The sequence below is a fragment of the Paenibacillus tianjinensis genome, assembly GCF_017086365.1.
Lineage (GTDB): Bacteria > Bacillota > Bacilli > Paenibacillales > Paenibacillaceae > Paenibacillus_AQ > Paenibacillus_AQ tianjinensis.
This window is the reverse complement of the sequence record NZ_CP070969.1, coordinates 2214022-2239046: the sequence shown is the minus strand read 5'-3', so window position 1 is coordinate 2239046 and position 25025 is coordinate 2214022. Positions and strand designations below refer to the sequence as shown.

Here is a 25025-nt window from a genome sequence, read left to right as displayed (position 1 = left end):
TTCTGTATTACCAAAGCATGCTGCTTAGATATCGTAATCTTCGCGTTTAGCCGGACGTGCACCTGTGCTGCTTGGACGTGACTGTGGCTTGCGGTCTGCGCTGCGACCTGCATCATCACGGTTGCCCTTGTAGCCGCCGGTGCTGCTATTGCCGCCGTAGCCGCTGCTGTATCCACCGCGGGTGCTGCTGCCGGTGCTGCTGTCACGGTTACCTTTATAGCCGCCGCCATAGCTGCTGCCGCCGTCACGGTTGCCGCGGTATCCGCCGCCGCTGCCGGAGCCGGTACGGTTACCGCCATAGCCGCCGCTAGGCTTGCGTCCGCTGCGAATATCGTTCTTGCCGCCGCGGCGTTTAGCGCGGATTGGATCTTCCGGAGTCAATTCAACCTGTGCATCCTTACTGTCGCCGGTAAGCAGCTTCATTGCTGCAGACAGCAATTGTACAGAATCATATTGTTCCAGAAGCTGAATGGCGATGCCTTTGTATTCGTTCAGTTCTCCAGCTTCAACCATTGCCAGCAGGCGTTCTGCTGTAATGCGTTGTTTACCTTCAATGGCTTCAGCCATGGTAGGCAGCGGTTTACGGGTAATCCGGTGGCGTGTAACACGCTCAATTAGATGCAGGTGATCCATTTCGCGAGGTGTCACGAAGGACCATGCTGTACCTTCTTTACCCGCGCGTCCGGTACGGCCGATACGGTGTACATAGCTTTCCGGATCCTGCGGAAGGTCAAAGTTGATAACATGCGTTACGCCGGATACGTCGAGTCCGCGTGCTGCTACGTCAGTAGCTACCAGAACGTCGATGCTGCCATCGCGGAACTTGCGCATTACCGCATCACGCTGGTTCTGGGACAAGTCGCCATGCAATCCGTCCGCGGAGTAACCGCGTTTCTGCAAACCTTCAGCAAGTTCGTCAACCCGGCGCTTGGTACGGCCGAAGACGATTGCCAGTTCAGGGGATTCCATATCAATCAGACGGCTTAGTGCTTCAAATTTCTGGCGCTCAGGCACTTCAATGTAAGCCTGATCGATCAGCGGTGCACTGATCTGCTTAGGAATTACGGAAACATGCTGCGGGTTCTTCAGGAACTGCTGGGCAAGGCGTTGAATGTTGGGAGGCATTGTAGCTGAGAACAGCATAGTTTGGCGTTCTTCCGGAACAAGCTTGAGGATGGATTGGATATCTTCCATGAAGCCCATATCCAGCATTTCATCAGCTTCATCCAGCACGATGGTCTGAACATCATCCAGACGGATGGTCTTACGGTTAATGTGGTCAAGCAAACGGCCTGGAGTACCAATAATAATTTGCGGTTTTTTCTTCAGTCCGCGGATTTGACGACCGATATCCTGTCCGCCGTAAATTGCCAGCGAACGAAGTCCTTTGAAGCGGGTCAGTTTGCCGATTTCTTCTGCAACCTGAATGGCCAGCTCACGGGTTGGCGTCATAATAAGCGCCAGGATCTTTTCATCTTCACGGGCGATCTTGGAAATAAGAGGAATACCGAAAGCAGCTGTTTTACCTGTACCCGTCTGGGCCTGACCGATCATATCTGCTCCTGTCAGTGCGATGGGAATCGCCTGCTCCTGAATCGGTGTTGCTTCCTCAAATCCTAGCTCTGTGATTGCTTGTAGCACTTTTGGCTCCAAGCCGAATTCTGCGAATGTTTTCAAATTATTCATGCTCCTTCTATACAGTGGACATTCCACATGCTTGTCTGTATTCTTAAGTAGCGGTAAACACATTTATAGGCTGTCCAATCATGCCGTAATTTCTGCATGGTTTACGCGTATTGGGACGAAAAGATGTCCTAAGATCAGGTCTCTAACGGCCTGAACAATTGTAGCTTCACATCCGAAGCAATGCAAAAATACCATTGTAACGTTCTACTCAAGAATATCCTATACATTATATCACAAACCCAATTAGGAATACCAGTGTATTCCTTTCTTTCATTACTTACATTAGAAGTCAGAGGTGAACATGCTTGTTAAGACTAAGACAAATCGGGAATTACCTTGCCGTCATCTTGGGTTCTGCGATGATTGCATGCGGCTTTAATCTGTTTTTGGTGCCCCACCGGCTGCTCAGCGGCGGGGTTTCCGGACTGGCTATGTTAGTGGGATATTTCACCCCGTTTAACATCAGTCTGATGTATCTGCTCTTCAATGTTCCGCTGCTCGTTGCAGGCTGGTTTCAGTTGGGACGCAGATTCATTATCCTTAGTATCCTGTCCGTAGTTGCAACTACCTGGCTGATGGCGCTGATTCCAACAGTGACTGTAGCTTCGGATATGCTGCTGGCTTCCGTTTTCGGGGGAGTGCTAGTAGGCGTTGGTGCGGGTATCTCCTTCCGTATGGGCGGATCCTCCGGCGGATTTGATATCCTCGGTTCCATCATTACCCGTTATCGCGACTTTCCAATCGGGAGCGTACTGGTCGGCTTGAATGGTCTCGTCATTTTGGCCGCAGCTTATTTTGACAACAATTGGAACCTGGCGCTTGCTTCCATGGTTTCTATCTATGTCACCGGCAAAGTTGTAGATCTGATCCATATCAGCCATATCAAGGTCACTGTATATATTGTAACAACGCGGACCGACGAGCTGCTTCAGCAGCTTCTCCCGCTGCAGCGCGGCGTGACCAAGATCAAAACAGAAGGTGCTTATTCTCATGTTGAACGGGATATGCTAATGACAGTGACAACACGTTACGAACTCGCAGAGCTCAAACGTATCATTAAAACCAGCGATCCCCAGGCCTTCGTGAATATCGTGGAAACAGTTGGTGTCATGGGTTCATTCCGTAAAAGATCAAATTGAAAGAAATGCGCATACTTTAAAATTGTGATATATTAGACTCACGCAGGACCTAACAATTTCATGAAGATTGTGCTTTACCCCTCTTTTTTCCAGGCACTTCGCTTTACGGATGTACCCTGAATTTAAGTTCAGTACCATTCGAAAAAGGAAAGGGTGATTTTTGTGGAAATGGAAACGGTAAAACTGTCAGCAATCGTCATGAGGTGGTATCCTGATATGATGCCCTTTCTCAAGCAGAACGAATTGAATTCCGTAATCGTGCTGCGCGACGGCCTGAGTATTCTGGAACCGGCGGATGCCATGGATATCATCCATTACAGCATTTGCGAGCATCAGAATCCTGCGTATCTTCAATAAGCAAAACCGCTTGATGGCAAGTCTTCATAGTTGCCGCTTTGAGTCCGGCCCAGTGCCGCTCTGAGCGGCATTTACTTTTTAATGTGGAGGTTTAAAAACTGAACATCCCGTTTATAAACACAGGGAACGGTAAATTTTATGCACCCAAAAATTACAGGGATTGTTACAAGTCTGTTCTTTTTGGAAGCAGCCGTTCCATTATACTTTAAAGGAATGTACATAAAGGGAGAGAAAAACACAATGAACATCACCTGGGCATTACTCATGATGGCTCTGGGGGGCGTCGGCGTCCAGCATAACGGGCACGACGCCGATGTGGCAGCCGCCTTGCAGTCCGCTGTCAATCCACCCATTACCGCAGAGCACACCGGATCACCTACACAGAACGCCACAGGCGGCACTTCATCACCCGCTCCATCTCCAAGCGCTGCGCCGGGAGCTGCGGAAAATGTAATTCAAGCTGACCCCCAGCCGGATGCACCAAAAGTAAAAGGTATCTATGTAACAGCTTACAGCGCCGGAGGCTCACGAATGGAACAGCTGCTGGCCCTGCTTGACAAAACTGAGCTCAATTCCATGGTCATCGATATCAAAGACGATGCCGGATATATCACATATAAAACGGATAACGCCGAGCTTCAGCAAATGGGCAAACCCCAGAACTTCATCGGCGACATCAACAAGCTTATGACACGCTTACAAAAGCATGAAGTATATCCGATAGCGCGGATTGTTGTGTTCAAAGATTCCGTGCTGGCTAAGAAAAACCCGGAATTATCATTTGTAAATACTGACGGCAGTGTCTGGAAGAACAAAGGTGGAGACAGCTTCGTAAATCCGTATAATGAAGCGGTATGGAAATACAACGTGGACATCGCTAAGGAAGCGGTCAAACTCGGCTTCAAAGAAATTCAATTTGACTATGTACGCTTCCCTGAGGGCTTCGAAAAACGAGCGGATACTCTGAAATACACGAAGAGTAACAGACCCCGTGTCGAGATTATTGCTGATTTCGTCAAATATGCCAAAGCTGAGCTTGCTCCGCTAGGGGTCAGAGTATCCGTTGATATTTTCGGTTATGCGGCTTCTGTACCCGCTGCGGAAGGAATCGGCCAGGATTTCGTGAAGATCTCCAAGAATGTGGATGTGATTAGCCCGATGGTGTATCCAAGCCACTATTCCACCGGCTGGTTTGATGTAAAAGATCCGGATAAAGACCCGTACGCTACCATCAAAGGCTCCATGGTGGATACGCATAAGAAGCTCGACCCGCTGGGCAGCTACAAACCGGTTATCCGGCCTTGGATTCAGGACTTCACCGCCAGCTGGCTGGGAAGCGGTCATTATGTGAAATACGGCAAACAACAGGTTGAAGACCAGATCCGTGCCCTAAAAGATCAGAATGTGGATGAATACCTGCTCTGGAACGCCAACAACCGTTATACCTCAGGTGTAGATTACGAACAATAAAGCATCCAGCCATTATTCAGATTCATTAAACAGCATTCATTAATTCAACTTATTGATTAAGGACCCGGCGTCTGCCGGGTCTTTTATTGGGGCTATAGATCATTTCAAATTATAGATAACGAGGCATTTATCAATGAAACAAACCTATTCGCTCAAACAAAAGGCAGGACAGTTTCTGCATATCCTTTTTCCGATTCTAATCACACAAATTGCTTTATCTTCCATTACCTTCTTTGACACCAACATGTCCGGTAAATTCGGTACAAATGATCTGGCCGGTGTTGCGATCGGCACCAGCCTGTGGATTCCGATTCAAACCGGTCTTAGCGGTATTCTAATGGGTATTACCCCCATCGTCTCCCATCTGCTCGGCAGCAAAAAGAATAAGGATGTGGCCTACCAGGTTACCCAGGGCATGTGGCTTTCCCTGTTCATTTCTGTTCTGGTGCTATCCATCGGCAGCCTGATTCTGTCTCCGGTGCTGAATTTCATGAATTTGGAGCCGCAGGTGCGTAACATTGCTTTCCGGTTCCTTTGTGCGATTTCGTTCGGTATTATTCCGCTGTTCGGTTATACGGTATTGCGCAGCTGTATCGATGCCTTGGGCCAGACCCGCATCTCGATGCTGATTACCTTAATCGCCCTTCCGGTCAATGTCGGTCTGAACTATTTGCTGATTTTCGGGAACTTCGGATTTCCCCGGCTCGGTGGTGTAGGCGCAGGGGTAGCTTCTGCGATTACCTACTGGGTGATTTTTGGGATTGCCCTGTCCTTCATCTACCGGTTTGAGCCGTTCAAGAGCCTTCAGCTGTTCCGCAAGTTCTACTCCGTGTCGTTATCCAGCTTTAAAGAACTGCTTAAGATAGGCGTACCGATCGGCTTTTCCATCTTTTTTGAGACGGCTGTATTCTCGGCGGTGACGCTGCTAATGAGCCGCTTCGATACGGTGACGATCGCAGCGCATCAGGCGGCTATCAACTTTGCGTCCACTCTCTATATGATTCCGCTTAGTATTTGCATGAGCCTAACGATTCTCGTCGGATTTGAGAGCGGATCAGGCAGATTGAAGGATGCCCGCCAGTACAGCATCATGGGCATCGGTTCCGCGGCGGCACTTTCGCTTTTGACAGCTCTGGTCCTGCTGTTCGCCGGCAATTCTGTTGCAAGATTGTACTCGGATGAATCTGAGGTGATCACACTCATTCAACATTTCCTGATCTATGCAATCTTTTTCCAAATATCAGATGCTATTGCTACGCCTACCCAAGGGGTGCTCAGAGGCTATAAGGATGTCAACCCGGCGTTTATCATCTGCTTCGCGGCATACTGGGTTATTGGACTCCCTACCGGCTATCTGCTGGCTACCTATACGGATATGGGGGCTTACGGTTACTGGGTCGGACTGATTACAGGTCTGGCTATCGGAGCGATCCTGCTTCTCTCACGGCTGGTTAAGGTTCAGCGGAGCTTTACTGTTCAGTCCGTTGATATGACAGGATAAATACCTTTACTTCATATCTCCCAAAAAAACGGACCCGCTCTCCACACTAAGTATTGTGGAAAGCGGGTCCTTTTTAGAATCAGCGGCTTAGATAAATAAATTAACTCCGGAATCTTCAGCGGCTCCAAGATAACTTGCCACTCCGCCATAATCAACGCCTGTGATCAGCTCTTCCTGTTTGATTCCCATGATATCCATACTCATCGTACAGGCAATCAGCTTTACGCCGGCTTTCAGCGCCTCATTCATGAGCACCTCAAGAGAGTCCACATTTTTACGGCCCATCGTATGACGGATCAATCTGGCTCCTAAGCCGCCCATATTCATTCTGGATAACGGCAGCTTCCGGGTGCCTTGCGGCATCATCATTCCGAACATCTTGTCGAAACCCTTTTTCTTCACTCCTGAAGCCTCTCCCTTGCGCAAAACATTTAACCCCCAGAAAGTAAAGAACATCGTGACCTGCTTGCCCATAGCGGCTGCACCGGAGGCAATAATAAATGAGGCAATCGTTTTGTCCAGATCACCGCTAAACACGATCATCGTCGTACCGTCCTTGTCGGCAGATGCCGGAGCGGAGGGTTTTTCGCCAGTTTGTTGGCCTAAACCTTTGCGGAGCAGCGCCCTCACTTTGCCTTCGGAGACATCAACTGATTCCAGGGTGTTGTCCGTAGAAAGACACCACTGCTTAATATCCGCGGCAAACCCGAAATCCGTCGCTTCGATCTCCAGCTGCTGTCCCTCCTGCATGGAACTCACAGTCTCATAGACCTTGCGTATAGGACCGGGGCACTGCAAACCGCAGGCATCCACAAAAAGCTGACTCGCTGCACTATAATTCTCATTGCCACCGACAGCTGTAAGAGTGTCCGTTGCTTCAGTATCTGCTGCTTTTGCAGTTTCCCCTGATGCTTTTGGCTTTGAATTAGTCCCACTGCTGTCTGCTGCCATTACAGAATACGTTTTGTAGCCTCCGTCCACATTCTTCACCTTATAACCAAGCTGGGTTAACATTCTTGCAGCAATATAACCTCTCAAGCCTACCTGGCAGGATACAGCCAGTTCCCGGTCCCGGGGAATCTCATCCAGCCGCTCTCTAAGCTCCGGAAGCGGAATATTCACGGAACCGGGAATAGTTCCGGCCAGCAGCTCTACCGCATCTCTGACATCAATTAAAAGTCCCCCTCCGGCAGTGAACTTATCCACCTCATGCCATTGCATAAGAGAGACCAGTCCATCCATCACATTAGATGCTACATATCCGGCCATATTGACGGGGTCTTTAGCCGAAGAATATGGCGGAGCATATGTCAGTTCTATATCTGCCAGCTCGTTCACCAGCAGATTTCCGCGAATGGCGGTCGCTATGACATCAATTCGCTTGTCTACACCGGCTGCCCCCACAGCTTGAGCACCGTAGATTGCTCCTGTGTGCGGATTAAACAGCAGCTTCATGGCAATTGGAGTGGCTCCCGGGTAATACCCGGCATGTGAATTCGGGTGAATATGAACCGCCTCATACGGAACGTTAATCGATTTGAGCGTCTTTTCATTATTACCTGTAACAGCAGCGGTTAGGGCAAACGTCTTGATAATCGCGCTGCCTAACGCCCCGTCATAAGAGATTGCTCTGCCATTGATATGATCGGCTGCCAGCCGGCCTTGGCGGTTTGCTCCCCAGGCCAGAGAGACCATAGTGGCAAAACCATGGTTACGGTCCTTCACCTCGATAGCATCACCAACTGCATAAATATGAGGATCGCTCGTCTGCAGCGATGCATTTACCTTAATTGCTCCGGCGAATCCAAGATCGAGGCCGCAATCCCGGGCCAATCCGTTCTCCGGGGTTACTCCGATTGCCAGGATAATCATATCGGTTCTGAGCTCGCCGCCTGATGACAACCGCAGTAATTCCCCTGCCTGCTCAAAGGCCTCAACCCCTTCGTTCAGTCTGAGCTCTACCCCATTCAGCTTAAAGTGATCCTCTATTAGCCGTGCCATTTCCGGATCAAGCGGGTTCAGGAGCTGTCTCCCCCGGTCAATCAGCGTTACCTCAAGCCCTCTCTCCCGCAGATTCTCCGCCATTTCCAGCCCGATAAAGCCGCCGCCGATAACAGTTGCATGCTTGGGCTGCTTATCGTCTACATAGGCTTTGATCCGGTCAGTATCCGGGATATTTCTTAAGGTGAACAAATTCCCGGCTTCAGCGATACCCGGAATGGTCGGAACTACCGGTCTGGCACCCGGTGACAAGATCAGAATATCATAAGAGACTTCCCCTGCTTCTCCAGTACGCACATTCCGGAACCGTACAAGCTTCTGGTCACGGACAATCTCAGTCACTTCATGAAATACTCTCACATCGATGTTAAACCGTGCTCTAATTCCCTCAGGTGTCTGAAGAAACAATTTCTCGCGTGAATTAATGGATTCCCCAATATAATAAGGCAGGCCGCAATTGGCAAAGGATACATGCTCACCACGCTCCAACATCACAATCTCATCCTGCTCATTCAGTCTGCGCAATCTCGCAGCAGCAGAAGCTCCTCCCGCTACTCCACCTATAATGACAATTTTTCTGTTCATGTTTACCCTCCTAGTTATATACCCTATGGGGTTTATAGTATACCGGTGGGGGTATATTGTCAAATGTAAAAAACCGCCTATTTCTAGGCGGCTGCGGTTCAGAACTTATTTTATTGGGACAGGCGGGAAGCCAGCTCGTACAATTCAATATCGAAGCCCTTCTTCGTGTTAACAACCGTATCGATATCAGTAAGCGTTAATTCGCCTTTGATGATTCCGCAAGCTTTATCGGATTCGCCTTCAATCAGTTTGCGTACCGCGAAGTCACCTAAACGGCTGGCCAGGTTACGGTCTGCTGGAGTTGGCGTACCTCCGCGCTGGATGTGACCAAGAACGGTTACGCGTGCATCGAGTGTCGAGTGACGGTCTTTGAGGGCTTGCGCTACATCTTCACCTTTGCCTACGCCTTCAGCAACAATTACGATACTGTGGCGTTTGCCTCTGGCAAAATTGTCTTTCATCCGGTCTGCCACTTCGTTAAGATCGTATGGCATTTCCGGCACCAGAATCGTTTCCGCGCCGGAAGCCAGTCCTGCGTGCAGTGCGATATCTCCGCAGTGGCGTCCCATTACTTCGACAATGGAAGAACGCTCATGGGAGGACATCGTGTCACGGAGCTTATTGATTGCATCTACAACCACACCTACAGCTGTATCAAAGCCGATAGTATAGTCTGTGAAAGAGATATCATTATCAATCGTTCCCGGCAAAGCCATCGTCTTGATACCTAGCTTGCTGAGTTTGTTAGCTCCTTTGTAAGAGCCGTCACCGCCGATAACTACCAGGCCGTCGATTCCCATTTCATTCAGGATATCTGCGCCCTTCTGCTGTCCTTCCGGTTTCACGAATTCAAGACATCTTGCAGACTGCAGGATGGTTCCTCCGCGCTGGATAATATCGCCCACGCTACGCAGATCCATCGGGAAAATATCACGGTTCAAGAGGCCTTGGTAGCCGCGTTGAATACCGAATACTTCAATACCGTAATAGATTGCACTGCGCACAACCGCGCGAACGGCCGCGTTCATGCCCTGGGAGTCTCCTCCGCTGGTTAATACTGCGATTCTTTTTACATTTGCCATCCTGTTAGTTCCTCCTTAAAATTGTGTGAAGCTTAGGGTTCCGGAAATGGAATAGCCGCTTCACAGCATTTAATACATGTGTTTGCGTATCCAGCGGCTGTTAACGAAGAAGAACAGTCTGGTCAGCGGACTTCTTCTCATTAAACGCTTGGATACCGAACGAACTTCCCGCTGTTCGCTGACTTTTGGATCGGATAAATAAAGTGCCAGAAGCCCCTCGATGACCATACGATGCATTGAGGTCTCAGGTAAGTTCTGGACATCCTTGCGGGCCCACTCCACGATGGAAGCGATCCGATTCAGCATGGTATCAGTATTGTCATAATAATTGCAGAAATTGAGGTCACCGCCGGCCCGGTCTTCGTCCTGATCAATCAGATAATCGAGCATGATGTGCAATCCGCAAAGATGCGGAAAGTACGCTGCACGAATCGAAGCCGCTTTCGAAGTGCTTAGCCGGGGGTCGCAAGAGGCCAGGAAAAGCATGAACACTCCCAGTGTAGAACCGGTAGCCGCAGCAAATTCATTCCAGTGAAGATGCGGAGCACGCTTTCCTTCCACCGCCCACCATTCCTTCAGGGCAGCTTCCCTGAGTTCGGGGCGGATGTGCTTGTACACCTGCAAATCCGTATACAGTACGGCAAGATCATGAATCTCCGCAGCTGCCGCAGCATAGCCTGGTAAGCGCGCAGTCATCTCCTGGCATTTGCGGACAAGCCTGTGAAGATATCCGCCGTCATTCTGCTCACTGCGCAATGCATAATAATTGACGGGTTCAGCCTTAGGATTAATGGCGTCCAGCATGGATTGATGCAGCAGCCTGAAATCGGCCGGATCTAGTGAGGTACTGCGGTCACACAGATTGTCCAGATAATCACTGATCGTTTGATAAGCGACAATAAGCGGAATCAGTATATGTCTCATCGACAAATTGCCGGCAGCATAAATACCGCCGCCTTCACAATGAAACTGTTTGGTCTCAATGCTGGCAAGCGCTTGTTTCCGGAGTTCGGGATCGGGAATCCCTTCCGCATCTTGGCGCCAAAAGTGAAGACATTCCCGCACTTCCGGCAGCACGTACTTATAGACCCTGCTCATGAGCCCTATCGGGCTTCTGGGGCTTAGGTAACGGCCTTGCTCAAATTCATTCAATGACAGTGCCTCCACATTGTTGTCTCCTTATCCAAATCATCATTATTATAATATGCAGAGCGTATTTGTACAAACAACAAAATCACTTTCGCAAATCGTTGAAAGATTCAGAAATAGCATATTTTTAACAAGCTTTTAACAAACACCGTGACTTTCCTTTATGATATACTACTCGTATTTGAAACTTAAGGAGTGCAATTTCATGGAATCCGTACGGACCGGCGGGCAGTATAGTGATCAAAACTGGCTGCGTTCCTTTATGTTTACGCTATATGGCACAAGTGTGCTGGTAGTTTCTTATTTCCCGTTATTTTATACCCATCTCGGCTTTAGCAGCCCTCAGGTAGGCCTGTTGTATTCCCTTGGACCACTGATCTCAATTCTGTCCAATCTGTTCTGGAGCATGATGAGCGACCGGCTGGGAACCATCAAAAAGATTATGGCTATTCTGCTTGCAGGTCAGCTTGTTACCGCAATTATGCTGGCTAAAGCCACGGACTTTGGGTTGGTTATGCTTATTTTAACCCTTTTCTACTTCTTCTATTACCCTGTTTTTCCTCTCGCAGACACGATGGCCATCAAAATTGCACAGCGTCATGGGCGGAACTTTATTGCAATTCGTGTGTTTGGCTCGCTGGGATATTCCTTTTTTGCGCTTACGATCGGATATGTGCTGAGAGCACTCGGCTCTTCTTACAGTATTGGTGTATGTATTGTAATAGTAGTAGCTGCACTTTTCATCACCCTCGGACTGAAAGATGTAAAGCGGACCGAAGGAGAACCGGACAACAGTAAGGGTTCTGCCAAAATAAGCGCAAAGGGCGGCGGGCTTAAAGAAATTCTGCTGCAAAAAGAAGTGCTGTGGTTCTTTAGCTGCGTCTTTGTACTGGCACTTGGCCACCGGATGAATGAAGCCTTTCTTACGCTTAGTCTAAAGAGCATGAATGCAGGTGATGAGATCATCGGCTGGGCACTGCTTGCTTCTGCGCTAAGCGAAATCCCAATTTTCTTTCTGCTTAGCAAATACGGGGAACGGTTCAAGGAGCTTCCTCTGCTCGCTTTTGCCAGCCTGATGTATGGTCTTCGTTTTCTCTTCATGTCGCTTGCGGATGTGCCCGGTGCCATTATTGCCATCCAGGCCATGCACAGCATTTCGTTCGGCATTTTTTATGTAACAGCCGTCAGGTATATCACGCGTATTATTCCCGACCATCTCCGCGCGACCGGGTTGGCGATTTTCACAGTAGTCTGGTCCAGTGTGTCAGGATTGCTAAGCGGTACCTTCGGAGGGCTTATATATGAGGATTCCGGACGGAGTGTCTTTTATCTGGTCGCCATGGGCTTTTCGGTATTCGCATTCATCGGTTTTCTCATTAAGCATCTGATGGATATCGGCGGATCTTCAAGCCGTTATTTTAAGAAAAAGTCACTCCCGGAGGCGGCTCCTGCAGAAAAGGCTTCGCTCTAATTCTTAGCTGACAGATTAACAAAATAAGACCTGCACTGCTCCTTACGGGGCGGTGCAGGTCTTTATTCAAGTACAAAAAAACACAGTTCCCGAAAGAACTGTGTGCTGTGTAAGTTGCTGGTTACCACTCTTGCAAGTGCCTGCCATAAATCAAATATATATTGCAGCCGACAGATGATCTGTCCAGCCGTGTCTTATAATTTAACTACGTTAGCTGCTTGTGGACCGCGGTTACCGTCAGTGATATCGAATTCAACCGCTTGGCCTTCATCCAATGTTTTGAATCCGTCGCCCTGAATAGCTGAGAAGTGAACGAATACATCTTCGCCGCCTTCTACTTGAAGGAAACCATAACCTTTTTCTGCGTTAAACCATTTTACTGTACCTTTCAAATGAACAACCTCCTAAAAATACCGCCATATATGGCGTATGCTTACATTATACTCCAGCTAATTCTGCAAAGCAATCCATCATTTCCCTTTATTAATGAATTAATTTGCTTTTCACTTACCCGGTGCGTTATCATTGACCCAAAAGCCAAAAATCGCCAGGGTGGTAATGACAATGATCAAAAAACATGAAATATACAAAACAGACAAATGGAATATGATGACCGTTGAGGTTCAGGGACGCTACATTATCCTCCGGGAAATTTCCGATCAATGGGGAGAAGAAACGCATACTTTTATGAGCCGGCCGGCCATGATGCAATGGGTCAATAACCGGTTTAACAAAGAATCCTATAAAGATAACGAAGAAGAATACAAGAATATCATCGCAGCGTTCAAACAGGTATAGAGGGGCATGGATAACGAGAGTCTGGTCATATTCGTTATAGTAGTCCTCTGTCTTGGTGCCGTGCTCATTATGGGCAAGGAAAAAGTGCCGCCGCGCCTCAAGCGCGGCATGGCGCTAACCGCTGTAATTCTGATTGCTCTAGCTTTTATCTTCATTATTTATAGCTTGCTGGCATAACTCTCTAAGAAGCTCATACATCAGAATTTGGCAGGGCATACTAAGCCGACTTTAAGATCCAGGAGGCACAGGTCATGTCCTTAACCGTCAAATCTCTATCGCTTCTATTAGCGCTGTGCCTGCTTCCGGGTGATTTCGCAAGCGCTGCAGCACAGAACAATATGCCTGCTACATCTCATCATTTAAGGAGGATTTCTATGGAACAATTATTGAAGAGAAGTGAAGTGCCCGCCGAAAACCGCTGGAAGCTTGAAGATATGTTTGCATCGCAGGCGGAATGGGATTCTGAATACAGCGAAGTCAAAGAGCTGATTAAAAAAGCCGCCGCATTCCAGGGCAAGCTGGATACGCCGGAAGAGCTTAAAGCTTGCTTTGAGCTGGATGACCAATTGTCGCTGCTGACAGAACGACTCTATGTCTACGCACATATGCGCCAGGATGAGGACACTGCCGCACCGACCTATCAGGCACTTACGCAAAAAGCGAAAAAGCTGAGTGTCGAAGCTGGTGAAGCTCTTTCTTTTGTAACCCCTGAAATTCTGGCTTTGCCTGTGGAGAAGCTGGATCAGTTCATCGCTGACCCTGCCCTTTCCGCCTATACCTTTACCTTAACAGAAATGAAGCGTGAAAAGGCGCATGTCCTCTCCAAAGCGGAGGAAGCTCTGCTCGCTCAGGTGGGAAACATCTCCCAGGCACCGCAGAATATTTTTGGCATGCTGAACAACGCCGATCTCAAGTTCCCCAAGATCAAAAATGAGGAAGGCAAGGAAGTGGAATTGACTCACGGGAGTTATATTCAGTTCCTGGAGAGTCCGGACCGCGAAGTGCGCAAGAACGCTTTTAAAGCCGTCTACGAGACTTATGCCAAGCAAAAAAATACCATCGCCGCTACACTTAGCGCAAATGTAAACAAAAATGTTTTCTACTCACGGGTCCGCAAGTATCCGTCCGTGCTGGAAATGTCGCTCTACGGCGATAATATTCCCAAGGAAGTCTACACAAACCTGATCGACACCATTCACGAGAGTCTGCCGCTCATGCACCGTTACATGAAGCTTCGCCAGAAGCTGCTTGGCGTTGATGAACTACATATGTATGACCTGTTCGCTCCTCTGGTAGATGAATATAAGCTGGATATTACTTTTGAAGAAGCAAAAAAGATTACCAAAGAAGGTCTTAAGCCGCTCGGAGAAGACTACCTCAGTGTGCTGCAGGAAGGTTACGACAAGGGCTGGATCGATGTCTACGAGAATGAGAACAAACGCACCGGAGCTTACAGCTGGGGAGCCTACGGCACCCATCCGTATGTGCTGCTGAACCATAACGACAACCTGAACAGCATGTTTACACTAGCGCATGAAATGGGTCACGCCCTGCATTCGTACTATTCGGATAACGCGCTGAAGTACCGTGATGCACAGTACACGATTTTCCTCGCAGAAGTGGCGTCTACAACGAATGAAGCGCTGCTGATGGACTATCTGTTAAAGAAGTCAACCGATCCGAAGGAGAAAATGTATCTGCTCACCTACTACGCTGACCAGTTCCGTACAACGGTATTCCGCCAGACCATGTTCGCCGAGTTCGAAAAAATGATCCACCAGCGTGCAGAAGACGGCGAATCGCTGACTCCGCAGGATCTGTCGGCCATCTACTATGACCTTAATGTGAAGTACTACGGCAAGGACATGGTGGTTGATAAAGATATCGAAATGGAATGGGCACGGATCCCTCATTTCTACAACAGCTTCTATGTTTATAAATATGCTACCGGCTTCTCTGCAGCAACCAGCTTCTCCAAACAGATTCTGGAGGAAGGCAAACCGGCGGTGGACCGCTACCTCGGCTTCCTGAAGAGCGGCGGCAGTGATTATTCGATCAATATCCTGGCCAAAGCCGGTGTAGACATGTCTTCTCCGGAACCGATCCGTGAAGCAATGAGTGTCTTCGAGAGCGTTATTGAGCAGATGGAACAGTTGACCAAATAAAATAGACAGCTTAGGATTGAGGTAATCCCTTGCCCCTCGCGGGCAGGGGATTTATACTGTTACACTGTCAAAGTGGGAGGATATTATATGAAACTGCAATGGTCGCTAATTTTAGGTTTAATCTTTGCGCTGCTTACAGCTGTATTCGCAGTGATCAACGTAGATCCGGTTCAGGTGAATTTCGGCTTCGATCAGATCGAGCTCCCGCTTATTCTTGTTATTCTGGGCTGCGCGGTTATCGGCGGGGTCATCGTCGGCTCCTACGGTATTTTCCGCCAGTACAAGCTGCAGAAGCAAATTAAAGTACTGAACGCAGAGCTGTCCAAGCTGCGGGATGCGGGAAACGCGTTCGATCCCTTATCTCCTCAAGCCCAGCATGACAGCCTGGCTGAGGAACCGAATATGGAGCGCTAAGTTTTTTACCACCTATTCTAAACCAAGTATGAACTGGAGGGCTTAATCTTGCTTACAATTCAGCCAAATGAAGACTATATTCTATCCGTTCTCAAAAAACTGCTCGATACCCCCAGCCCCAGCGGCTTCACCGCTAAGGCTATGCGGCTCGTAGCCGAGGAAGCAGCTTCGCTGAACGTTCCGCTCAGCTGGAACGAGAAAGGCGGCATCATTCTCAGCGTACCCGGGCTTGATCCTTCCCGCACCATCGGCATTAGCGCGCATGTGGACACGCTGGGTGCGATGGTCCGCTCCATTAAGCCAAACGGCACGCTCCGCCTGACCTCTGTCGGCGGTTTTACAATGAACAGCATCGAAAATGAATACTGTGTCATTCATACCCGCAGCGGTCTGACTTATACCGGCACCATTCTAACCAGTCATCCCTCGGTGCATGTCTATGCCGATGCGCGTGACTTCAAACGGGCTGAGGAGAATATGGAAATCCGGATCGATGAGCTTGTCTCTACCAAAGATGATGTGCTCAAGCTCGGTATTGCTGTCGGTGATTTCATCTCCTTTGACGCCCGCGCGGTTATTACTCCTAGCGGCTATATCAAGTCACGCCATCTGGATGACAAAGCCAGTGTAGCCGCCCTGCTCGGCCTGCTGGAAAGCATCAAGCGTGAAGGCTGGAAGCCGCTTCATAACCTGTCCCTCCTGATCTCCAACTTCGAAGAGGTCGGCCACGGTACAGCATGGATTCCAGGCGAAATCAGCGAATTCATAGCGGTAGACATGGGCGCCATGGGGGATGACCTGAGCTGCAAGGAAACAGATGTATCGATCTGCGCCAAGGATTCCTCCGGCCCTTATGACTATGCTATGACCAGCCGTTTGATCGATCTGGCGAACAGCCTGGCGATTCCATTTGCGGTTGACATCTATCCGCAGTATGGCTCAGATGCCTCAGCTGCGCTGCGCGGCGGCAACAACATCCGTGCTGCACTGATCGGTCCGGGGGTGCATGCCTCCCACTCCATGGAGCGCACACATAAGCAGGCCGTCCTGAATACGGCCAAGCTGCTTGCCGCCTATGTCGGTGCAAACTGAAGCCGGAAGCGGTAAATTGCGGCGGATATGGATCCACAAGCGACGGCAGCTTAGCATTGCCCTGCTCGTCCTGCTTGTTCTGGTGATCGTGATACCGGCAGTTCTGCTGAACAAGCCGGAGAAACAAGTGCGTGAGGCCTTCAGCGGGCTCCCGCATGAATATGAATATCTCGAAGCAGTAAGCCCCGGTCAGGTTCAGATGCATATGATGGCAGTCGCTCCGGAAAACATCATTCTAAGGACCGCAGGTTCTGATTTGCGCAAGGTTCCCGCTTACGGTATTAACGGCGGCTTCTTCTATGGTACAGATCTCCTGTCGGTGGCGGTTATGAACGATGTCCCGGTTAATGGCGCCAAGGGCGCATATGGCTCCGGCTGGTTCAACGCCAAATATCCACGCGGCACGCTGGTCTGGGACGGAACTGCCGGCAGGCTGTCGGTGCAGATCGTCTCCTCGGGCGATGAGCTGTCTGTCAGCGACCGGAGTCATTACTGGGCCCAGGGCGGCATCAGCATGAATCTGCAGCAGGACGGGCTGTGGGCAGCCGCCAGTGCTGCCGAGCATTTGCCTTACGCAGACGAGCAGCGGATGCGCTCCGGACTAGTCTATGACGAAACCGGGAAGCTGTGGCTGATTGTCACGCCAACACTTTGTACGGCAGAAGAGTTCCGTACAGCTGTATTGCAAACCGTTCCCGGTAATGAACGGGAGGGCATCTTCCTCGACGGCGACGGCTCCTCACAGATGAATGCGGACGAAGCTGTCCTTACCGGAGACTCCCGCCCAGTCGTGCAGATGATTGCCGTGGCAGGTGGCAGATGAACGAATACAAAAGAAGCAGAATCAGCGGGATTCCCGTGCTGGCTCTGCTTCTTTTTCATATGAATGTTATCCTGGCCTTCCGCATCTGGCAAAACGCTCATCCTTCTTATTTCGGTCCAGGACGCGAAGCCCCGTTCCGGTTTTGCCGATCAGGTATTGAACCACCATAGTTTCCTCATCGTAATCCTCACTCATGGATAGGACAGCTGTAACACTAATTCTGGTTGCCGTACGGCTGGTCACCCTTACTCTTCTAGGGATCGTGGTAAATATACCAGGATCGCCCGCAATAACATACAATCTGTTATTTCGCTTAATCGTATACAAATTACAGAACATTCTATTGCTCATAGTTACTCCCCAGAAACGCCTGAAGTAAGTGATCACCTTTTCCTTTGTACTGAATTTGAACGGCAGAAGATAATACTCCCTATCGCCCACGGTAATCGCCTCATTTAAGTCCCCGGAATAAAACACCTCGAACCAGACACCTTCCGCTGCATCAATCAAAGCTTTTAGCTCACCGGGTGATTGTCCTGTTTGCGCCATTTATTCGCCTCCTCCGTACAGCGTATTGCGGCAGACAATAAATGCCCGGGTGATTGTCCACGGGGAGAGAACTTTTTTGCAGCATTAACTTGATTCAGTTTAGTGCGTTATTCCTGGAGTTTAAAGCTTGTTCTGATTAGATCAATGTACGAAACCAGTTTGTGATACTCCGCTGTCTGCTCTTCATTCTCCGGATCATATTGCACATCGCCCGGAAGAATAATCGTAAACACCTTGTTTCCCTGCTCACCGAGTTTCCAGATTTGCGCAACCTCCTGAGTCATCGCGCCTTGCTCTTTCCATTCTTGTTCAGTCCACACCAGGATTGAAAATATAATTCCGCCCTGATTGGTCACAAAATGAATGCTTTCCCGGTCTGAAGCTGCGTTTACGGAAGACTCTACCTTGTATCTCCCCTCCCAGTAAGCTGGAAGCTGCAGCGTAAAATTATATTTGGAATTCTTGTAGATGAAGGAGACAGGCTTGAGAGCAGGCTTGTCATTCACAGCATCGACATGCAGAATAGCCGTGGTATAGGCTCTGAAATCTCCCGTTCCTTTGGCTGTAAAGGCTTGGGCTTCGACTCCAAACTGATTCCCTTTAATCAGAACTTCACCTATCTTCCTGTTGCTGTCATTGTAAAATGAGAGTGTGGCAGAGATTTTATTCTTACTGTTGCCTACCCCGGCAAATATTAGCTGGCCCGTGACTATGGAATTCCCGCCCGATGGGGTCACAATGAGATTACCGGCTCTTATGCCTGCGTAATCCGGGTCTTTAAGATTCAGCTCCCTGTTCTTGACAATAATTCTCTGCAGCTCCGCATCATAGCCCACTGTAGCACCCAGATTCTCTGCGATAAAACGCAGCGGCACATAGGTGGAGCCGTTCACATGAAGCGCCTGGACACTGCTGCTTGGCGTCACCGTACTGCCGTTAATTTCGAAGCTTGCCGGGAACAATAAAGCCTTGATAGAGCCTGATGCGAAGGCAACGGATGAACTGGCAATAACCAGGCCGCATAGCAGGCCGAGTATAAATTTTCTCAAAATCCCACCTCTTTCCTGTATAAAAGTTTTACTCTATATATCCGGATTAGTTTCTATAATTTAGGAGGTTGATTTTTTTAATAAAAAAAGCAAGCCGACTCCCGGATTGCCCGGTTTCAGCTTGCTTATGAATGAAAGGTAGAGACCATTACGGCCAGATCTGATCCAGCTTATCCGAATAGAACGAGATCGCTTTGCTGTAATCTTTAATTCCCGGATCAGCAGAGGTTTCAGCAAGCAGCTTGAGCAGAATCTCCATCGCTTCATGATGCGCTCCCAGATTGTGCAGTGCCATCGCGAGAAATGCCGGGAACTCTTTGCGCTCCGGATATTCCCGGGCTCCTAGCTGGAGCACCTCCCTGGAACGGGAGTACTCTCCAAGCGTTCTATAGGTACTTCCCAGTCCTAGCAACGCTCCCGCCCGCTGATCCTGAGGCAGCCCTAATGCAAGGCTCTGTTCATAATAGGGAACAGCCTCCCGTTCAAGGCCCAGGACATCATGTGTCCAAGCCAGCTGGTACAGCAGCTCTGCATTCTCCGTGTCCTCTGTCAGCAGATTGAGCAGTATTACCCTCGCTTCTTCCGCTTGGCCCGCGCTGCGAAGTGCTACGGCATCCTGCATGGTATGTTTCAAAGGCCGCCACCTCCTGACTATGGATTGAATTCATGCAATTAAAGCTAAGCCTTGCCGGCAATCCTCTCTGCGAGCTCATTTAGATACGTCCAGCGCTCCATCAGACGTTCCAGCTCCGCTTCACCCTGCCGCTGCTGTTCGACCAGCTCCTGCAGTCTGCCCGAGTCGGCAAAGGCCGCTTCCATCTGCGCAGTAATATCCACGAGATGCTGTTCCGCCTGCCCGATCATCTCATCAATTGTTTCATATTCACGCTGTTCCTTGAAGGTGAATTTGACCTTTTCTCTGGCCGGAGGGGCTGCCGCAGCAGTCGCGGCCGGCTCCTGAACGGAGTTCTGTTTACTGTTCAGTTCTTTATCGGCGCTGCTCTGCGCAGTTACATTCTTAGCCAGCCATTCTTCATATTCACTGTAATCCCCGACATGTAACCGGATTTGGCCGTTCTCAAATGCGATCAGCTTATCGATGGTACGATCCAGAAAATAGCGGTCATGGGATACGGTAAAGACGACACCAGGGAATTCATCGAGGTAGTCTTCGAGTACGGACAGTGTGCCGATATCTAAGTCATTGGTCGGCTCATCCAGCAGCAGCACGTTCGGTGCGCCCATCAGGACGCGTAGCAGGTACAGACGTCTTTTCTCGCCGCCGGACAGCTTGGAAATCGGCGTCCACTGCATGGCCGGAGGGAACAGGAAGCGTTCCAGCATCTGGCCTGCCGTAATCACACTGCCGTCAGCGGTGCGGATCACCTCTGCCTCTTCCTTAACGTACTCAATCGCCCGCATACTGTCATCCATATCCTGATGCTCCTGGGTGAAATAGCCCAGCTTGACCGTCGCACCCAGCTGAACTTCGCCGCTGTCCGGCTGCAGCTTCCCGGCAATCAGATTAAGCAGCGTGGATTTGCCGCTGCCGTTCGGACCGACGATGCCCACCCGGTCCTGTGGTACCGCGATATAGGTCAGGTCTTTAATCAGAGTCCGCCCGTCCATGGATTTGGTCAGGTCCTTCAACTCGATGATCTTACGGCCCAGCCGTGTCGAAGCCACCGAAATGTCCAGTGATCCCGCCGAGCTTCCTCCTGTGCTTTCCTTGAGCTTCTCGAAGCGGTCAATTCTGGCCTTCTGCTTGGTCGAACGGGCCTTGGCTCCGCGCCGAATCCACGCCAGCTCGGTGCGCAGCAGGTTTTTGCGCTTCTGCTCCGCTGAGGCCTCACGCTCTTCGCGGTCGGCTTTCAGTTCCAGGAACCGAGAATAGTTTGCTTCGTACCGATAAAGGCGTCCGCCGTCCAGCTCCAGCATCACGCTGGCTACCCGCTCCAGGAAGTAGCGGTCATGCGTAACCATCAGCAGAGCGCCACGACGTTTCTGCAAATATTGTTCCAGCCAGGCCACCGAATCGGTATCAATATGGTTGGTAGGCTCGTCCAGAATCAGCAGCTCAGAAGGCGTAATAAGTGCAGCCGCAAGCGCTACACGCTTGCGCTGACCGCCCGATAGCGTTCCCATTTGTGCATCAAAGCGGGTGATGCCGAGCTTAGTCAGCACCGTTTTGGCTTCACTCTCCAGATGCCAGATGCCGGCCGCGTCAATCTTATGCCCGATCCGGACCATTGCTGCTTCAAGTTCTGCATTGCCCGGGCTCTTGTCCAGCTCAGCCAGGATCTCCATATATTCACGCATTGTACGAAGGTCCGGATCATCCCCGGCAAATACCTGCTGCAGTACGGTATTGCCCGGCTCGTACGGCGGATTCTGCGCCAGGTACTGCACCCGCACATCGTTGCCGATGGCGATTTGTCCTTCATCGGCAGTATCCAGACCTGCGATAATTTTCAAAAAGGTAGATTTCCCTGTTCCATTCACACCGATAACGCCGATCTTATCCCGGTCATCCATCCCGAACGATGCATCCTGGAACAGTGTTTTCTCTCCGTAGCTTTTGGATAGATGCTCCACAGTCATAATATTCATGCTTTGTCCTCGCTTGCCTTATATTTTAATAGCGGGTTACGCTTCTTCCTGATGATCTTCATGCAGAGTATGTACCGCCTGCTCATTCTGGCTACCTAATGCGCCGTGGATAAAGAGTCCAGCAGCAAATTCTGCCCGCTTATGCGCATCCGCCTCCGAAAAACCGGGACGCAGCATAATATCCATCTTCAGCCTGTCCAGCATGCCGATATAAGACTCTGCCAGCAGCTCCGGTTCGGCGGCACCGCTCTCCTGCATAACCTTCATTACAGACTGCATGTATTCTTCCATGAAGCGGGTCATGTAGGCCATCAGCTCCGGATTGTTATTCGGGGCCCGGAAGAACAGTTTAGTATGCTGCTTACGCTCATAATAGTACAGCAGGTGATGTCCGGCAATGGCCGACAGCTTATCCGCGAGGGTGCTGCAAGCCTGCAGAAGGTTTTCAAGCCGCTGGAGGAAGTCCTCACAGTCACGGCGTGTGACAGCCATGAACAGCTCTTCCTTGCTTTTGAAATATAAATAGACCGTGCCTTTGGCAATTCCCGCACGTTCTGCCACTTCCGACATCTTTGTCTCGTAGAAGCCTTCCGAACCAAAAAGTTCATACGCGGCATCCAAAATGGCTGTATGCTTGTGACTTACTGTGCCGCCCAAACGGTTCACCTCCAATTAATGACTCTATATATTGAACTTGTAATTCTTATTTTTGGGATAGGTCGTGACTACAGAGAATGTTTGGACTTTCGGACGCTAACGCTCCTACAGTTCCAAAATTCCCCTCCGCCACTTTTCCCTAAATGTGTATTTCAAGTTCAATTATGTGATTGATTGGCTCAGCCGCCTTCTTACAGCAAGCTAACCAGCAAGGCGGCTGCACCGCCAATGATGGAACTGACCGCATTGACGGCATCATTGTCCATCCAGCGCCAGCCTCTTGCGAATGCCGTAGGCTGACCGCAGTGCCGAGATGCCTCCACCTCGCGGCCGCATACGGTGCAGCGGTTCATCCGCTGCACCGTAGCACCAAGGATTGAGTCGGCGAATGCGCCGGCGAGTCCGCCGATAAGACCGGCCAGCGTCAGCAGCAGGAAGGAATGTTCTTCCATTCCGGAAAGCGCCCGAAGCAGCCAGGAGGCAGCGCCGATCAGCGCTCCACCCGCTGCAGCGGCAAGTGTGCCCGGCAGCGATACGCCGCCCGAGGTTCCCGCCGGCAGCACTTTGCCTGTCAGCACAGAACGGGGCGGTTTCTTCGCCAGGGTGCCGATTTCCGTGGCCCATGTATCTGAGGTTACGGTCGCCATTACGCCAATGAAAAGAAATCCCCAAAGCTCCAGCGGATAAACCGCGTTCAGCAAGACGAGCAGCATGCCCATTCCGCCGTTCGCGAAGACCTGCCCCGCATCACGCGTGCCGGTCTTATCATACGTCAGTTCAAGCTCTGCTTTGTTCTCGTGATGGAGCTTCGAGAGGAGACTTGAGGAAATAAAAAAAAGCAGAAGGATACCGAACCAGAAAGCATTGCCTGCTCCAAAATAAACGGTACCCATTACAAAAGCCGCGATCAGCCCGGAGAAGCTCAGCGAACGCTTCCGGTAAGCTGCTCCGGCAACCAGCAAGGCGCCGCAGGCGCCTAATATCCACAGCATATCATTCAGCTCCCGTTAACCGATGAGGCAGGTGCCTAAAAGCTTGTCGCCCCAGAACAGCTCGAAGGAGTCTCCTGAAACGACCGGCCCCACCCCTGCCGGGGTTCCGGTAAAAATCACATCATCTTTACCAAGCCCATACCGCGCAGCTATGAATTCGACGATTTTTTGCAGTGAAAAGATCATATCCTTCACATTCCCCCGCTGCACCTCGACACCATTCTTGAGAACAGTGAAGTCTGTAGCCTCAAGTTCTTCTTTTTCTGGAAAGGCAATATAAGGGGTGAGCGGGGCGGCGTTCTTGAAGCCTTTGGCCGGCGTCCAGGGCAGCCCCTTCTTCTGCAGGTCATTGTGCACATCCCGCAGTGTGAAATCGAGGCCCAGCGCCATGACATCCACCAGCTCATCGACACTCATGCCCGGCACATAATCCCGGGCGATACGCAGGACAAGTTCTCCCTCATAGTGGATCAGCCCGGCGTCCTGGGGAAGATGAATGATAGCTTTATCGAGCGGAACAGCAGCATGGGAGGGCTTCAGAAAAATCAGCGGTTCTGCAGGAACCTTGTTCCCCAGTTCCTCCGCATGCAATCTATAATTACGTCCAACACAGTACACATTATTTACATCAGCACACATCGAAGCTTCAGCTCGCTTTCCCGTCATATTTAAATGCAGTCAGACTTCCAAAAAAGTGTCACCCCATATATCCGGGCGGTTCGTACAGATCATGATATCCGAATGCATCTCAGCCAGGCGGCGCATCTCCTTCGCCTTATCTACGGTCCAGGCCATAGTCTTCACTCCGCGTTCAGCCAGCAGCTTGGCCAGCCCCGCATTGATTCTAGTAAAGCTGATTGACAGAAAGGAGCAGTCCAGCTCCTTCACCTTACGTGCAGGATCCCCTGAACGGGAGTCATAGATCAGCCCGGTACGAAACCGGGCATCCAGTTCTTTTACCCGTTGAAGCACCCCTGCATCGAAGGAGGTCAGCACTACCTCATCGCGCATGCCTTTGGCAGAGATCAGATCCATGACCGCCTTCTCCAGACCCGGATACATGTCGCCGCTCGTCTTCAGCTCAATATTCAGCTTCAGTCTCCCGGAAGCAAGATCCAGCACCTCTTCGAGTGAAGGAACCTTTTCCCCGCGGAAGGCACGGCTCTTCCAGACTCCCGCATCCAAGCGCCGCATAGGCTCAAAATCCATATTTTTCACTTTCCCGTGGCCGTTGGTTGTCCGGTCCAGTGTGAAATCATGAATCACAACCGGCACGCCGTCCCTGGTCAGCTGCACATCGATTTCCATCCAGCGGACATAGGGCAGCGCAAGTGCCATCCGGACGGCGGCGAGTGTGTTCTCCGGGGCTTTACCGGAAAACCCGCGATGGGCAACACATATATTTCTCATCATAACCACCTCCAGCAGAAGTATG

The 25025-nt window shown here is 50.3% G+C and carries 24 protein-coding genes; 11 read left to right on the top strand and 13 right to left on the bottom strand.

Annotated features, from left to right (window positions below):
* Nucleotides 1–24: 24 nt before the first annotated feature.
* Nucleotides 25–1677 (bottom strand): degradosome RNA helicase CshA, encoded by a 1653-nt coding sequence (locus JRJ22_RS09705; RefSeq protein WP_206104260.1) that lies wholly within the window; start codon nucleotides 1675–1677, stop codon nucleotides 25–27.
* 314 nt (nucleotides 1678–1991) lie between these two features.
* On the opposite strand from JRJ22_RS09705, the gene JRJ22_RS09700 reads away from it, so the two are divergent.
* From JRJ22_RS09700 to JRJ22_RS09685, 4 genes are all read left to right on the top strand, one after another.
* Nucleotides 1992–2825 carry a YitT family protein gene (locus JRJ22_RS09700; RefSeq protein WP_206104259.1) on the top strand — a complete coding sequence of 278 codons (834 nt, stop codon included), beginning with the start codon at nucleotides 1992–1994 and terminating at the stop codon, nucleotides 2823–2825.
* Between the two features lie 168 nt (nucleotides 2826–2993).
* A complete protein-coding gene (locus tag JRJ22_RS09695) occupies nucleotides 2994–3182 on the top strand; it encodes a hypothetical protein (RefSeq protein WP_187388763.1) in 189 nt (62 codons plus the stop codon).
* Nucleotides 3183–3422: 240 nt separating this feature from the next.
* Nucleotides 3423–4652: a putative glycoside hydrolase gene (locus JRJ22_RS09690; protein ID WP_206104258.1), complete on the top strand. Its 1230-nt coding sequence runs from the start codon at nucleotides 3423–3425 to the stop codon at nucleotides 4650–4652.
* Nucleotides 4653–4785: 133 nt separating this feature from the next.
* Nucleotides 4786–6153: an MATE family efflux transporter gene (locus JRJ22_RS09685; protein ID WP_206104257.1), complete on the top strand. Its 1368-nt coding sequence runs from the start codon at nucleotides 4786–4788 to the stop codon at nucleotides 6151–6153.
* 87 nt (nucleotides 6154–6240) lie between these two features.
* On the opposite strand, the gene JRJ22_RS09680 is transcribed toward JRJ22_RS09685, so the two are convergent.
* The 3 genes from JRJ22_RS09680 to JRJ22_RS09670 all read right to left on the bottom strand — a co-directional run bounded on the left by JRJ22_RS09680 (nucleotide 6241) and on the right by JRJ22_RS09670 (nucleotide 10973).
* Nucleotides 6241–8739: a CoA-disulfide reductase gene (locus tag JRJ22_RS09680; protein WP_206104256.1), complete on the bottom strand. Its 2499-nt coding sequence runs from the start codon at nucleotides 8737–8739 to the stop codon at nucleotides 6241–6243.
* Nucleotides 8740–8849: 110 nt separating this feature from the next.
* Nucleotides 8850–9821, bottom strand: coding sequence for a 6-phosphofructokinase (gene pfkA / locus JRJ22_RS09675; protein WP_206104255.1), 972 nt, complete (start codon nucleotides 9819–9821; stop codon nucleotides 8850–8852).
* 69 nt (nucleotides 9822–9890) lie between these two features.
* Nucleotides 9891–10973 carry a tetraprenyl-beta-curcumene synthase family protein gene (locus tag JRJ22_RS09670; protein ID WP_206105070.1) on the bottom strand — a complete coding sequence of 361 codons (1083 nt, stop codon included), beginning with the start codon at nucleotides 10971–10973 and terminating at the stop codon, nucleotides 9891–9893.
* Nucleotides 10974–11175: 202 nt separating this feature from the next.
* Here JRJ22_RS09670 and JRJ22_RS09665 point away from each other — a divergent pair, with 202 nt between their 5' ends.
* Nucleotides 11176–12441 (top strand): MFS transporter, encoded by a 1266-nt coding sequence (locus tag JRJ22_RS09665; protein WP_206104254.1) that lies wholly within the window; start codon nucleotides 11176–11178, stop codon nucleotides 12439–12441.
* Nucleotides 12442–12635: 194 nt separating this feature from the next.
* Here the strand turns inward: JRJ22_RS09665 and JRJ22_RS09660 are convergent, their stop codons facing one another.
* Entirely contained in the window at nucleotides 12636–12833 is a 198-nt protein-coding gene (locus JRJ22_RS09660) for a cold shock domain-containing protein (RefSeq protein ID WP_019911834.1), read from the bottom strand.
* Nucleotides 12834–13005: 172 nt separating this feature from the next.
* Between JRJ22_RS09660 and JRJ22_RS09655 the strand changes: the two genes are divergently transcribed.
* The 6 genes from JRJ22_RS09655 (at nucleotide 13006) to JRJ22_RS09630 (ending at nucleotide 17733) form a co-directional block, all read left to right on the top strand.
* Complete coding sequence (locus JRJ22_RS09655) at nucleotides 13006–13239, top strand: hypothetical protein (protein WP_036702226.1); 234 nt, start codon at nucleotides 13006–13008, stop codon at nucleotides 13237–13239.
* A gap of 6 nt (nucleotides 13240–13245) precedes the next feature.
* Nucleotides 13246–13416: a hypothetical protein gene (locus JRJ22_RS09650; RefSeq protein ID WP_206104253.1), complete on the top strand. Its 171-nt coding sequence runs from the start codon at nucleotides 13246–13248 to the stop codon at nucleotides 13414–13416.
* A 197-nt stretch (nucleotides 13417–13613) separates the two neighbouring features.
* Nucleotides 13614–15404, top strand: coding sequence for an oligoendopeptidase F (gene pepF, locus JRJ22_RS09645; protein ID WP_206104252.1), 1791 nt, complete (start codon nucleotides 13614–13616; stop codon nucleotides 15402–15404).
* Between the two features lie 87 nt (nucleotides 15405–15491).
* On the top strand, nucleotides 15492–15818 hold the full coding sequence (locus tag JRJ22_RS09640) for a LapA family protein (RefSeq protein ID WP_232381091.1): 327 nt from the start codon (nucleotides 15492–15494) through the stop codon (nucleotides 15816–15818).
* A 48-nt stretch (nucleotides 15819–15866) separates the two neighbouring features.
* Nucleotides 15867–16910, top strand: coding sequence for a M42 family metallopeptidase (locus JRJ22_RS09635; protein ID WP_206104251.1), 1044 nt, complete (start codon nucleotides 15867–15869; stop codon nucleotides 16908–16910).
* Complete coding sequence (locus JRJ22_RS09630; RefSeq protein WP_206104250.1) at nucleotides 16894–17733, top strand: hypothetical protein; 840 nt, start codon at nucleotides 16894–16896, stop codon at nucleotides 17731–17733. Before JRJ22_RS09635 ends, JRJ22_RS09630 begins: the two co-directional genes overlap by 17 nt.
* A gap of 66 nt (nucleotides 17734–17799) precedes the next feature.
* On the opposite strand, the gene JRJ22_RS09625 is transcribed toward JRJ22_RS09630, so the two are convergent.
* The 8 genes from JRJ22_RS09625 to JRJ22_RS09590 form a co-directional block, all read right to left on the bottom strand.
* Complete coding sequence (locus JRJ22_RS09625; RefSeq protein ID WP_206104249.1) at nucleotides 17800–18282, bottom strand: DL-endopeptidase inhibitor IseA family protein; 483 nt, start codon at nucleotides 18280–18282, stop codon at nucleotides 17800–17802.
* A 107-nt stretch (nucleotides 18283–18389) separates the two neighbouring features.
* Nucleotides 18390–19331, bottom strand: a complete 942-nt coding sequence (locus tag JRJ22_RS09620; RefSeq protein WP_206104248.1) for a stalk domain-containing protein — start codon at nucleotides 19329–19331, stop codon at nucleotides 18390–18392.
* 148 nt (nucleotides 19332–19479) lie between these two features.
* Entirely contained in the window at nucleotides 19480–19953 is a 474-nt protein-coding gene (locus tag JRJ22_RS09615; RefSeq protein ID WP_206105069.1) for a tetratricopeptide repeat protein, read from the bottom strand.
* Nucleotides 19954–20009: 56 nt separating this feature from the next.
* Complete coding sequence (locus JRJ22_RS09610) at nucleotides 20010–21941, bottom strand: ABC-F family ATP-binding cassette domain-containing protein (RefSeq protein WP_206104247.1); 1932 nt, start codon at nucleotides 21939–21941, stop codon at nucleotides 20010–20012.
* Between the two features lie 36 nt (nucleotides 21942–21977).
* On the bottom strand, nucleotides 21978–22598 hold the full coding sequence (locus JRJ22_RS09605) for a TetR/AcrR family transcriptional regulator (RefSeq protein WP_206104246.1): 621 nt from the start codon (nucleotides 22596–22598) through the stop codon (nucleotides 21978–21980).
* 191 nt (nucleotides 22599–22789) lie between these two features.
* Nucleotides 22790–23590 carry a DUF92 domain-containing protein gene (locus tag JRJ22_RS09600; RefSeq protein ID WP_206104245.1) on the bottom strand — a complete coding sequence of 267 codons (801 nt, stop codon included), beginning with the start codon at nucleotides 23588–23590 and terminating at the stop codon, nucleotides 22790–22792.
* Between the two features lie 15 nt (nucleotides 23591–23605).
* Nucleotides 23606–24229 carry a fumarylacetoacetate hydrolase family protein gene (locus tag JRJ22_RS09595; RefSeq protein ID WP_206105068.1) on the bottom strand — a complete coding sequence of 208 codons (624 nt, stop codon included), beginning with the start codon at nucleotides 24227–24229 and terminating at the stop codon, nucleotides 23606–23608.
* A gap of 39 nt (nucleotides 24230–24268) precedes the next feature.
* A complete protein-coding gene (locus tag JRJ22_RS09590; RefSeq protein ID WP_206105067.1) occupies nucleotides 24269–25000 on the bottom strand; it encodes a glycerophosphodiester phosphodiesterase in 732 nt (243 codons plus the stop codon).
* Nucleotides 25001–25025: the final 25 nt, after the last annotated feature.